General features: G+C 67.7%; 8 protein-coding genes. 7 read left to right on the forward strand and 1 reads right to left on the reverse strand.

Going from position 1 to position 12,785, the window contains the following annotated elements; all coding sequences use genetic code 11:
- Nucleotides 1-3: 3 nt before the first annotated feature.
- Nucleotides 4-4,860: a hypothetical protein gene (locus ACXJKJ_RS16455; RefSeq protein ID WP_457391055.1), complete on the forward strand. Its 4,857-nt coding sequence runs from the start codon at nucleotides 4-6 to the stop codon at nucleotides 4,858-4,860.
- Nucleotides 4,861-5,130: 270 nt separating this feature from the next.
- On the opposite strand, the gene truD is transcribed toward ACXJKJ_RS16455, so the two are convergent.
- On the reverse strand, nucleotides 5,131-6,144 hold the full coding sequence (truD, locus tag ACXJKJ_RS16460; RefSeq protein ID WP_056196547.1) for a tRNA pseudouridine(13) synthase TruD: 1,014 nt from the start codon (nucleotides 6,142-6,144) through the stop codon (nucleotides 5,131-5,133).
- A 583-nt stretch (nucleotides 6,145-6,727) separates the two neighbouring features.
- On the opposite strand from truD, the gene ACXJKJ_RS16465 reads away from it, so the two are divergent.
- From ACXJKJ_RS16465 to ACXJKJ_RS16490, 6 genes are read left to right on the forward strand one after another with little or no spacing between them, the layout of a single operon-like run.
- Nucleotides 6,728-8,089: a TldD/PmbA family protein gene (locus ACXJKJ_RS16465; RefSeq protein ID WP_457391056.1), complete on the forward strand. Its 1,362-nt coding sequence runs from the start codon at nucleotides 6,728-6,730 to the stop codon at nucleotides 8,087-8,089.
- Nucleotides 8,090-8,121: 32 nt separating this feature from the next.
- Nucleotides 8,122-9,588 carry a metalloprotease TldD gene (gene tldD, locus ACXJKJ_RS16470; RefSeq protein ID WP_457391135.1) on the forward strand — a complete coding sequence of 489 codons (1,467 nt, stop codon included), beginning with the start codon at nucleotides 8,122-8,124 and terminating at the stop codon, nucleotides 9,586-9,588.
- A gap of 3 nt (nucleotides 9,589-9,591) precedes the next feature.
- Complete coding sequence (trxB, locus tag ACXJKJ_RS16475; protein WP_457391058.1) at nucleotides 9,592-10,566, forward strand: thioredoxin-disulfide reductase; 975 nt, start codon at nucleotides 9,592-9,594, stop codon at nucleotides 10,564-10,566.
- Nucleotides 10,567-10,620: 54 nt separating this feature from the next.
- Nucleotides 10,621-10,956 (forward strand): thioredoxin, encoded by a 336-nt coding sequence (gene trxA, locus ACXJKJ_RS16480; RefSeq protein ID WP_457391059.1) that lies wholly within the window; start codon nucleotides 10,621-10,623, stop codon nucleotides 10,954-10,956.
- Entirely contained in the window at nucleotides 10,953-11,819 is an 867-nt protein-coding gene (locus tag ACXJKJ_RS16485) for a hypothetical protein (protein WP_457391061.1), read from the forward strand. The genes trxA and ACXJKJ_RS16485 overlap by 4 nt, the downstream gene beginning before the upstream one ends.
- Nucleotides 11,820-11,878: 59 nt before the next feature.
- Nucleotides 11,879-12,784, forward strand: a complete 906-nt coding sequence (locus tag ACXJKJ_RS16490; protein WP_457391063.1) for a helix-turn-helix domain-containing protein — start codon at nucleotides 11,879-11,881, stop codon at nucleotides 12,782-12,784.
- Nucleotide 12,785 lies beyond the last annotated feature (1 nt).

A 12,785-nucleotide genomic window follows, 5' to 3' on the forward strand; every position in this document is an offset into this window, starting at 1 on the left:
AACATGGCAAAACAAACGCTTCTTTGGACGGTGCTTCCCAACGGCCAACGCGGCGGACGCTGGTGCGTCTCCGTCGTCATCTCGCCCCGGCTGGAGCCCGGCAGCACGGCGGAGCGCCTGCTGGGCAACCCCGCCTGGCAGCCCTGGGCCGACTGGCCCAGCACGGCGGCTGGGCTGAAACTGGAACTGGTGCTGCCCAACGGCGCCGTGCCGCTGCAGCCCTTTGTCGCGGCGCCCGAGCTCAAGCCCGACAGCGCGTTGTGGAAGCAGCTCTTCCCGGCTGACCTGCCGGTGGCGCCCTTCAGCTTCATGGACATCTCGGCCAAGAACCTGCGCTCCTACCCGGTCCGCAGCGTGCTGGGCCTGCTGCGCCAGCACTACACCGCGCTCGCGCAGACAGCGGGCGACGGCGACCACCCCGTGCTGCTGCCCTGGCGCGCAGCCGACCCAGCCCTCAAGGGCCTGCTCACCGACCTCGGCACGCGCACGCTGAAGCAGGACTTCGGCAATCGCACCATCGAGGTCCCGTTCCCCGGCTTCGGGCGCTTCCATGCGCTGAAGGGCAACTCGCGGGTCCACGACCGGGCCATCGACGGCGGCGTCTTCAACGCCAACAGCTGCATCCCCGCGCCGGCCCGGCTGCCGGGGCAAAAGGGCGGCACCACCACCTTCCGCCTGCGCGCGCTGCCGCCGCAGTGGGAGGACCCCGCGCTGATCCGCAACGGCAGCATCGCCACCGACCCGGCCGACCGAGAGAAGCGCGCCCAGCTGATGGAGCAGTTCAGCGGCCCCGGCGAGTACGCGCTGTGGCAGAGCGACCGCTTCTACAACCGCCGCGTGCCGACCGCCGCGCAGAAGGCCATGCGCCGCCCCGGCTTCACCGGCGTGGAGGCCTCGCCGGTTGAGCCGGACTACGACTTCCACCAGCGCATCGCCAGCTACGGCGACCACCCCCACCTGATGCGCCGCCTCGGCCTGGTGATCGACTTCGTGCTGGAGAAGAACGACCTGCTCGACGCCCTCGTCACCGCGGCCGGTGCGTCGGCCGCCGCGGGCTTCATGCAGCTGCGCATCGTCAGCGGAACCATCGGCGACAGCCAGCGCCCGTGGACGGCCTTCACGGCCACGCGCAAGCGCTTCGTCGTGCGCGAGCGCACGGCTGATCATGCCGACGGCCTGCTGCGCCTCGTCGGCGCCAACGACAACTACCTGCAGGCGCGCAGCCCCTTCGACATCTACCAGGTCGACCCCGACGGCGCGTCGCTGAAGACCGTCAACTTCCTGCTGACGGCGCAGAACCTCGTCGCCAAGCACCTGGAGATGGGCGCGCACGGCGCCGTCACCTACACGACCGGCGACCGCCAGCCGGTGGCCAACCTGCGCTCCGGCGGCATCGGCGTGTCGCGCCACGGCCGCGCGGGCAGCGTGGGCATCAACGCCGCCACCGCAGCGCTGAACAACGCCGCCATCAAGGCCGGCGGCGCGGCCGCCGCCGCGGTGACGTTGTTCGCCGAGGACGTGCTGCGCGGCTACCGCATCGACGCCTGGGACGCGTCCGATCCCAAGTGGCGCAGCCTGGTGCAGCGCCAGGGCGCTTTTCGCGCGCTGGCCCGTGGCGCGCTGCCCGAGCGGGCAGTGGACCTGCCGGCCGACGAAGGCCATGTGAAGGGTGCATCCGCCACCGCCTCGCCCGGGGCGCCGGACGACCAGTACCTGCACGAGACCCTGTTCCGCTGGACCGGCTGGAGCCTGGCCGCGCCGCGCCCGGGGCGCACGCTACGCAGCGTGACGACGCCCGGCACGCACCTGCAGACCGAGGAGGTCGTGGACACGCCCACCGACACGGCCACGCACGGCAACGGCATGGCCGTGGCTGTTGTGCCCGTGAAGGGCAGCCTGCCGCGGCTGCGCTTCGGCCGGCGCTATCGCATGCGGGCCCGCCTGGTGGACCTTGCCGGCAACAGCCTGGCGCTGGACGAACCGGGCGCCGACGAGCAGGCCAGCGAACCGCTGGCCTATGGCCGCTTCGAACCGGTGGACCCGCCGGCCCTGGTGCTGACGGCCAAGGTCAGCGAAGGCGAGTCGCTGGAGCGGCAGGTGCTGCGCACCAACTACGACAAGGATGCCGCGGGCTATGTGGCGCAGATCCAGGGCCCGCTGTCCACCTTCTACGACAACCCCGACTTCGAATACGGCGCCAGCAGCGACCGCCACGTCGTGCCGCCCAAGAGCTCGCAGCAGCAGTGCGAGCTGCATGGCATGTTCGACGCCTCTATCGGCGGCGCCACGCCGGCGCGCATCAAGGCCGGCTACGCGGTTGCGGCGCGCGAGAACGGCAGCCTGCTGCACCCCACGCCGGGCGCCACCATCGAGCTCGTGACGCCCGCCAAGGCCGCCCTGGCGGCGACTGTGCAGTCTGGCGCAATAGCGCCGCCCGAGCAGGCCGACGACACCAAGGACCGCTTCGCGGCGGGCCAGTACCTGGTGCACCGCGAGGCCATCGTGCCCGTGCCCTACCTGCCCGACCCGGCCAGCGGCGGCATCGCCATCGAAGGCGTGCCCGGGCTGAGGGCCTGGATCGTCGGCAAGCCCCTGGTGCTGCTGGCGCCGGGGCTGCACGGCTATGTGCTCGACAAGGGCGCCCGCGCGGTGTTCCTGGACGACCACAAGGACCGCCTCATCCTGCTGCTGGACTTCGACCGCGACCCGGCCAACGGCGCCCTGGCCAAGACCTGGCCCGACGACACCCGGAGCCTCCGCCTGCAGCTGCACGAGCAGCCCGGCGAGGTGGCCACCCCGCCCTGCGGTGACGACTTCACCGTGCCCGACGCGCCGAAGTGGGACTTCAACAAGGGCATGCTGCGCGTCTTCCTGCCCAAGGGCCACGTCGCCCGGCTGCGCTACGCCAGCTTCGTGCACGACGAGCTGGTGGGCCACCTCGCGCTGCCCTACTGGCAGCCCAGCACGGCCGGCGTGCAGCGGCTGCAGGCCCAGGCCCTGGCCGGCGTCAACTGGATGCTCACGCCCTGGCGCGACCTGACCTTCGTGCACGCCACGCAGCAACCGGTGTGCGAGCCCCGTGTCGAGAGCGCCAGCGTGATGCGCCAGGCCGGCTGGCAGCACGCCGACCTGCGGGCCCGCGCCGTCCTCCTGCACGGCCCGAGCACCGGCAAGTTCGAGATCGTCGGCGAGTGGGACGAGTGGGTCGACGACCCCCTGGCCGACGACCCGGCCGACCCCGGCCCCAAGCGCGTGCCTCACGAGGCTGTGCTGAGCGAGATCCGCCTCGCGGAGATGCACGGCAACCGCTTCACGCTGGAGCAGGCGGTGGCCGAGCAGACGGCCTTCACGCCGGTGGGCGGCCAGCTGCTGCCGGCCGACCTGGCCAAGCATCCCGCTGTGCCCGGCAACCGCCACGAGTTCGGCGATACCAAGTTCCGCTTCGTGCGCTACCACCTGCGCGCCACCACGCGCTTCCGCGAATACCTGCCACCGTCCCTGTTCGCTCTGACCGAGCGCATCACGCGCAACGGCCCCATCGTCGAGACCGACCGCGTGCAGATCCAGGCCCACACCCTGCTGGGCGAGGCCAAGGACGCCGGCGCGCCCATCGCCGACGTGGGCACCGGCGGCACGGTCGGCACCGTCATCCGCTCAACCAGCCCACCCGACATTCCCCAGGTGCTCTACGTCGTGCCCACCTTCCGCTGGGACCGCAGCGTGCGCGACCGCAGCACGCGGCTGGGCAACGGCCTGCGCGTCTACCTGGAGCGGCCCTGGTTCTCGTCCGGCAACGGCGAGTTGCTGGGCGTGGTGCTGCAGCCCAACGACGGCAAGTTCGCCGACCTGCCCGCCGAGCGCATCCCCTACCTGACCCAGTGGGGGCGCGACCCGCTGTGGGATTCGGCAAACGCCGGTGACGTGGCCAACGCCGATGCCTTCGGCGCGGCCGTGCGCACCGAGCAGGTGCTGCTGCTGGAGGACGGCCAGCCGGCCACCGTCGCGGGCCACCGCGTCTACTTCGACAAGCAGCGCAAGCTCTGGTACTGCGACATCGAGCTCAACACCGGCTTCAGCTACATGCCCTTCGTGCGGCTGTCGCTGGTGCGCTTCCAGCCCCATGCGCTGGCCGAGGCCAAGGTCTCACGCACGGTGCTGTGCGACTTCGCCCAGGTGCTGCCGCGCCGCGTCGCGATCATCAAGCGCGAGCGCAACACTGTGCAGCTCGACGTCTACGGTTCGGCCGCCAAGCGCGGGCCGATGCGCCGGCTCAATGCCGGCGGCCAGGCCGAGTCCCCGCTCGCCAACGCCTCGGTGATCTCCGACTTCACCGGCACCCACCTCGAAGACGGCCGCAACCGCATGGAGGCCGTGCTGCAGCGCCAGTCGCTCGACTTCGAAGGCGACATCGGCTGGCAGGACGTGCAGATGCTGGGCGGCCAGCTCGTCGGCGGCGACGCCGCGTCGCGCTCCCTGGCCATGAAGGCCCTAGAGGCCCCGGCCCCCAAGCGCGCCGCCGAAACCGTCGTGCGTACCACCCGCGGCGGCGAGACGCTGCGCTTCGACCGCCTGGAGCAGCTCAAGCCCGTCCCCGGCCTGGTGAGAGACGTCGTCGTCGGCCCTGTTGGCCCAATCGGACCGATTGGTCCTATCGGCCCGATCGGCCCGCTCTTCGATCCTCCCATCTGGTCTCACACCGGGCCCCTGCCGACCCTGGCCAGCGGCTGGCGCTACCGCGTGCTGCTGCGCGAGTTCGAGCGCTTCTACACCGACAAGACCGTCCCCGACCCGCGCAACGCGACCTGGCGCAAGCTGGTGGTGGAGGAGAGGCTGACGTATGCGGAGGCGTTCGAGGTCTGAACGGAGGGCATCGCGAGGCGGCTGAAGTCGAAAAGCAAGCCCGCGCGGTTCGGCGAGTCTTTGTTCTGGACCATGGGGGCTCACCGCACCGGGCAAGCCATCGGCCGGCAGTCCCGGCGGGCGCCCGATGGCGCGGTGCAACTGGTGGATCGCGTCATCTCGCATGTGCCGGTGCGCCAGTGAGTGTGATCGGCTTGCTGCTCGCTGACGATCAGCACCGGCCCGTACTCGTGAACGGCAACCCCGTGACGGCCCGAGGTGAGGACACCGTCATTCGACAGCTGCAGACTCGTTCTCTGTGTGCCGGTCAGGCTCCGTGGTGCGGAGGATTTCGTTCAGAACGGAAGTGGCGTAATTCCCGGCGGGCAAAGAGAACGTGAGCACCAGTTGGTTGGCTTGCGGCCATTCCCATGACATTTCCACCGGCCTGGCCACCAGGGCGCGGCGCTCCTGATCCAGACCGGCGTGTTCCATGCCGTCGCACAAGGTGGCGTGACGTTCAGCCACGCCGTTCTCCAGGGCCTGCGCTTGATCGGTGGTGATCACGCGGCCCCGTCCCCAGAGCGGTCCGGTGGGCCGGCCCGCCTCGTCCATCACGTCACCGGGCAGGGTCTTGCCCCAGAGTCCCTGCTGAATTCGCAGCGCCAGCGCTTCATTGAAGACGAAGGAGCGCACCGCCGACAGGTAGATGCCCTTCTTCTTCGGGTTGCGCACGCGGATTTCCCGCGCCAGCATGGCCCGGCCCTGTTCGACGTTGCCGCCGTCATGGCCGAAACGCTGAGCGCCGAAGTAGTTGGGCGCGCCATGTGACGCAACGGCCTTGAGATTGGCCTCCATGGCGTCGCGGTCGCCGGCCACGTCACGCAGCACGATGCGGAATCGGTTGCCCTGCAGATCACCGCGGCGCAGCTTTTTCACGTGGCGGCTCTGACTCAGCACCTTGAATTCCGGGTGCTGAAGCAGGGTCAGGTCGGGCGTCTCACCCTTCGGCAAGTAGATGCTGAACCACTGACGGGTGATGGCGTAGCGGTCCTTGAGGCCGGCATAGCCCACATCCCTTTCTTGAACGCCAGCGGCCTCGGCCAGCTGCTGGGCGACGAAGGCGGTGTTGGCACCGTTCTTTTCGATGTCCAGCCAGATGTGTTCGCCCTCACCGCAGGGCAGCTGCAGCGGCAGTTCGGTCACGATGAAATCCTCGTTGAGGAGTTTCAGGGTGGCGCTGGCGCCGCTGGCCGGATAAGCGTTGGGCCACTGCGGCAAGATCGTGTATTGAGCGTCGGTCATGAGCGGTCTGACGGCACCGGCTGTAGATAGGGATTGGCTGTCCAGCCGACAGGGGGCAGTCCAGACAGTGATTCTCTCCCTGCCCGTATGCCTTAACGAGCATCAACAGATGCGACTTCAATGGGAAGCGTTGCGCGCTACGACAGGCGGCTTCCGGGCGGCGACGTCAACTCACGGACCCGGCCAGGAGCGGAAGTGCGTCGGGCAGTGGCCAATGACTGTGCAAGGCTGGTCTGAGTCATTCGCGTGCCGATGCATAAGCGGCAGCAACTGCCAGAAACGGTCATTGAGCGTCACTGGACCTGGCCGACAGCTGGTCGGGTCTGCATGAGAGACCGGTCAGTGTGCTTGACAAAAACGAAGCCTCAACGCGCATCAGAACCCGCGCCCGTCAGATTGCACTCGGAGACAACAAGCCGTGTCCTGCCGAGCAAGCTGCCGAAGGCAGCCACCCTACATTGACCGCATTGGTCGAGAGACCACACGTGACGGCCCTCCCCCGTCGGTCCTCCCTGAATCCAGAGCGATAGGTTTGAGTTAGATGAGCGTCAACAGCCCTACCCACTCCACCGGAGCCGCTTCAATGGCGAGTGGCGATGGCTACCTTCTCCAGACAGAAAGTACGCTTGCCCAGGCCGTCAACTACGCCATTGAGCGCAGCGCTGCGTTGGGGGCTGGTGAAGCCATCGCCATGGTCAGCGAACAGGGCGGGATTACCCTCACCGTCGCTGGCGGCAAGGTTGAGACCGCTGTGCGCGAAGGCAATCAAAGCCTGCGCATCACGGTCTATGCCGATGGCCGCACCGGCGTCGCGTCGACCGAATCCCTCAGTCGCAGCGCCATTGACCGGGTGGTTGAACAAGCGGCCGCCATGGCTCGCCAGCTTGAACCCGATCCGGACGCTGGACTGGCCGACCGCGCAGCCTTGGCATGGGCGACGCCGGACGTGCCCCTTTTTTCGCCCTCCGGCCAGAACGCTGAGGATCTGACCCAAGCCGCGCTGGCCATCGAGGCGGCCGCCCTCGCCACCGCCACTCACGACGAGCTGCGAGTTTCGGAGGCAGGCGCCGCCAGCCAGGACATGCGCTTTGCGCTGGCTACCAGCCACGGGTTCTGTCGGACGGGTAGCGGCTCGATGCAGCAGCGCTGGTGCCAGACCATCGCCCAGCGTGGCGACGACATGCGCCAAGGCAACTGGTCGTCCATCGACCGGCGTCTGGAGGGCTTGCGGCCCGGCGCTGACGTCGGCCGCATCGCGGCCGAGAAGGCGCTCGGCATGCTGGGTGCAGAAGGACTGGCCACCCGCCGCGTGCCGGTGCTGGTCGATGCGCCGGTCGCTTCCAGCCTGGTGCGCGACATGTGCCGGCAACTGGGCGGTGCTGCGCAGTTCCAGCGCATGACCTTCCTGCCCGACGCCATGGGCAAGCAACTGGCCGCCTCGCACCTGACGCTGGAAGAAGATCCCTTCGAGCCCTTTGGCCTGGCCAGCAGCACATTCGATAGCGAAGGCGTGCCAGGCTCGCGCCGTGACATCGTGCGCAGCGGCATGGTAGAGGGACTGTTCCTGGACACGCGCATGGCGCGCAAGCTCGGGCGGGCTTCCACGGGTAGCGCCGGCGGCATGCGCAACCTCACCCTCACCAGCACGACCACCGAGCCGGGCGACAACCTGCCGGCCATGCTGCGCAAGCTGGGCACCGGCTTGTGGCTGACGCGCTTCATGGGCGGCGGCAGCAATCCTGCCACCGGCGTCTATTCGCAGGCGGCAGCCGGCTTCTGGGTTGAGAACGGCCAGGTCGTGCGCCCCGTCCACGGCTTCACGGTTGCCGGAAATCTGCAGGACATGCTGAAGGCCATCGTCGCAGTGGGCGCCGACGTGCACCGTGAAGGCGCGATCCGGGTCGGCTCGATCCTGCTGCCCGACATGCAGATCGCCGGCCGCTGATCGAGAACCACTTGTTGAAAGAACTGATTTCCATGCCTCTGACCGCCTCCAATCGCCTGACGCTGGCTCAGGACAGGCTGCTTGTCGCCAACGACCTCGACATCACCAAGCTTCAGCAAGCCCTGTCCGGCCTGTGGGCACGGGGCGCCGATTACGGCGATCTCTATTTCGAAATGACGACCCGCGATTCCTGGTCGCTGGAACGCAGCAAGGTGACGCGCGCCGCTTTCTCGATTTCGCAGGGCGTGGGCGGACGCACCGTGAACGGGGACAACACCGCGTTTGCCTATTCCAGCGACATCAGCAACAAGGCGATCTCCGCCATCACCGCTGCAGCGCGCGCCATGCAGGCCCATGGCCAGGATGCCGGCGCGACCGGCCGCGGCGTGGCGATTGCCGGGGTGGCTCGTGATTCGAGTGCCTACGCCACCATCGAGGCGGCCGGCGGCATGGACAGCATCGAGAAGGTGGCGATATTGCAGCGGCTCGACCGGCTGACCCGCGCCGTTGATCCGCGCATCACCGAGGTTTCGGCCACGTTGCTGGTGGAGGATTCGACCGTGCTGGTGGCGGCCACAGACGGCACGCTGGCCGGCGATATCCGGCCACTGGTGCGGCTGGATCTTTCGGTCATCGCCGAAGGCAACACCAAGCGCGCCTCGGGCTCGGCCGGAGCCGGCGGGCGGTTCGCGCTAAGCGAAATCACCGAGGCCCGGCTGGAAAAGATGGTGCAAAAGGCGACGTCCATTGCACTCACCAACCTGAAGGCCAAGCCGTCACCGGCGGGCGAGATGACCGTGGTGCTGGGCTCGGGCTTCCCCGGCGTGCTGCTGCACGAAGCGATCGGCCACGGGCTGGAAGGCGACTTCCATCGCAAGCGTGAATCGGTGTTCAACGGCATGCTGGGCGAGCGGATCGCCGCCCCCGGCGTCAACGTGTTCGACGATGCAACGCTGGCCAACGCCCGCGGCTCACTCAATGTCGACGATGAGGGCGTGATCGGCCAGCGCACCCTGCTGATCGAGGACGGCCGCCTGGTCGGCCTGATGCAGGACAAGACCAGCGCCCGGATCATGCGCGACACCGCGACCGGCAATGGCCGGCGCCAGTCCTATTCGGACTTGCCTATGACCCGCATGACCAACACCTTTTTGGAAAAAGGACCGTATGACCCGCAAGAGATCATCGGGTCGGTCCGCCATGGCATCTACGCCGTCGAGTTCAGCGGCGGCACTGTCGACATCACGTCGGGCCAGTTCAATTTCTCGGCCGAGAAAGCCTTCCTGATCGAGAACGGCAAGGTGACGGCCCCCATAGAAGGAGCCACGCTGATTGGCGTGGGGAACCGGACGCTCAAAGCCATCTCGATGATCGGCAACGACCTGGCCCTGGATGCCGGTGTCGCGATCTGCGGCAAGAACGGCCAGATGGTGCCTGTCGGCGTGGGCCAGCCGACGATTCGAATCGACAACGTCGTTGTCGGTGGGGCAGCAAGTTAAATCATGCGGGCAAAGACACAAACACCGGCACAGCGCCACAGCAAGCTCCTGATTATCGGCTCGGGGCCGGCGGGCTACACGGCGGCGATCTACGCCTCGCGCAGCGCGCTGGAGCCGATGCTGATCGAGGGCCTGCAGCCCGGCGGGCAGCTGACCATCACGACCGAGGTGGAGAACTGGCCCGGCGACACGAGCGTGCAAGGCCCCGAACTGATGACCCGCATGGGCGACCACGCGCGGCATCTGGGCACCGAGGTCATCAATGACTACATCGTCGAGGTCGACCTGTCCCTGCGCCCCTTCGTAGTCGTGGGCGATGGCGGCGCGCGCTACACCGCCGACAGCCTGGTGATCGCCACCGGCGCCAATGCGCGCTGGCTCGGGCTGGACAGCGAACGCCTCTATCGTGGCAAGGGCGTTTCGGCCTGTGCGACCTGCGACGGCTACTTCTTCCGCAAGCGCGTGGTAGCGGTGGTAGGCGGCGGCAATACCGCGGTCGAGGACGCGTTGCACCTGGCCAACTTTGCCAGCGAGGTTTACCTGATCCATCGCCGCGACAGCCTGCGCGCCGACAAGACCAACCAGGCCCGTTTGTTGGCCAACGAGAAGATCAAGCCGATCTGGAACACGGAAGTGGCCGAGGTGCTTGGCGACGGCAAGAAGGTCACCGGACTGCGCCTGAACCACCACCTGAGCGGCGAGAGCTCCACCCTCCCCCTGGACGGCTTGTTTGTGGCCATCGGCCACGATCCCGCCACCAGCCTGTTCAAGGGTCAGCTGGCGATGGACGAGGATGGCTATCTGCTGGTGACACCCGGCTCGACCGCCACCAGCGTCGCCGGCGTGTTTGCCGCCGGCGACGTGCAGGACAAGCACTTCCGTCAGGCGGTGGTGTCGGCCGGCATGGGCTGCATGGCGGCCCTGGAGGCCGAGCGCTTTCTCATCGATACCCGGCCTGGCGCCAGCCAGCCGCAATAACTCCTCGTACCGGCCGCCACTAGCGAGCGGCGCCACTGCACAAAGGATCAACCCATGTCCCTTCTCAAAATCACCACCACCGACCGCTTCGAGGCCGATGTGCTCGACTCGTCGATTCCGGTTCTGATTGATTTCCATGCCGCCTGGTGCGGCCCGTGCAAGGCCTCGGTACCCGCTCTTGAGGACGCGGCGCGCGAGTTCGAGGGCGAGATCGCCTTCGTCAAGGTGGATATCGAACAAGAGCCCAAGCTCGCCGAGGCCTACGGCGTGCGGAGCGTGCCGACTTTCATCCTGATCAAGCATCGCGAGCAGGTGGAGCGCTTCATGGGCCAGGCCTCGCGCGGCAAGCTGGCATCGGTGCTCGAACCCTATGCCGGAGGCAGCCAGTGATTGCCTACCGCGCCTTTGGCAACGAAGCCACCAAGCAGGCCCTGAGGGCCGATATCCGCGCCAAGGGGTCGGTGTACACCGCGTGGCTGACCCAGGCGTCGATGGAGGGCGATCTGACGCCGATCTCGCAGGACTATGGCCTGCACCCGGCGCTGGCCCGGCTGTTGCCCGCGCTGGGCGCCTTTGGCGAGGGCGATGAAGCCCCCGCGTTCTATGACGCCCTGCTGGATGCCATTCCGGTCGGCGCCGAGACGGGCAACCTCGCTCGCCGCGCGGTGCTGCTGGCCTGGACGGACCCGGTCTATGGTCGCGCCCAGAGCGTCGAGGCAGGCCCGGTCCGCGAGGCTTGCGAAGCGGTCATCGCCCTCGTGCGCCAGTCCATGACCACCCCGGTCGACAAGCAGGCCTGGCGCGCGGCCCGCGCCAGGCTGGCACAGGCGCATCGGGAACCCTCAGCCCCCGAGAAGGTGATTGACCTGGTGCTGTCGTTGGCCTGGGATCTTGAACAGGCGCCCGGCGCGGTTCAGGATGCGATGCTGGCCTGGACGTCGCAGCTGTCCGCAGAGGCAGACGCGGCCGACGAGGATCAGTTCACCGAGGCCGAAGCCGCGTTCTTCAAGTCCACTATGGACCGCATCAATGAAGAGATAATCGCCACCACGAGCGATAAGAGCAGCGATGACGACTTCAACTACGAAGCGTTCATGGAAGAGGTAAACAGGCGCTGGGTCGCTAATCCGGTCGCCCAGGCGCTCAGGGTGCGAGCCCTCGCAAGGCGGGCTCGCGTCAACGCCAAGCTTGCCACCTGGCGGACCGTGCTCCAGCAAAAGGTGGTTGATGACGCCGCGTCGCTGGTCGTGTAATCCGGCTATGTCCAGCTAGGGTCCGGCGAGCAGCCTGACCGATCACGGAACGTATGTCAGTGACGCCTTCGCTCGTTGCAGCCGTCTTCAACGACACCTCTCGCGGTTCTCGCGAGGGCGAGGGCTGGCGCATCAGCAGCGTTTCGCGTGACATCGCCACTGTGCACCACATCGCCGCGGGCGCCTTCGCCTGTTCCACCGAAGGCGGCGCGGCCGCAGACGGCCGGGGCTTCAGCACGCACATCATCTTCCTACGCTCCGGAAAACTGACGGTAGCCCAGCATGGACATCAGCGCAGGCTGATGGCTGGCGACATCTTTGTGGCCTGCGGGTGGCAACCCATGGCCCTGGCCGGGTCCGGCAAGGTGGACATGTTGGTCATCACCTCGCCAGGCTGGTGGGCGATGCAGCGCTTCCTGGATGGGTACCAGATGCTGCCCGACCTCTACATCAGCAAGGAATACTTCGCCGCCCCGATCATTGCCGACTTGGCGCAGCTGATCCTTGATCTCGACGAGGGCGACACGCTGACCATTCCCCAGGCACTGACGATGCTGGCAGACCTCCTGCGCACGGCGTTGGCCGCTGGCACCAAGGCTGAAAGCGTCATGCCGCGGGCACGCGGGCGCATGGGAGAAGTCCTGTGGTTCATCGCCCAGAATCTGGAGCAACGCGGCCTCTCGGCCGCAGATGCTGCCAAAAACCTCAAGTGCTCGGTCCGCACGATCTACAACACCTGTGCGGCCCATGGCACCAGCTTCAGCGCGTTGGTCACGGAAACCCGACTGGTCTCTGCACAGTACCAGCTCATTCGCACCCGTGACCGCATTTCGCAAGTGGCCTATGAGGTGGGCTTCTCAAGCCTGTCCCACTTCTCGCGTTTGTTCCGGGCGCGGTTCGGCGTCACGGCCAAGACGATGGTGGCGGGCAACCGTGCCGAGATCATTACCGGCCGCAAGGCCTGAG

It is taken from the genome of Roseateles sp. P5_E1, assembly GCF_054049335.1.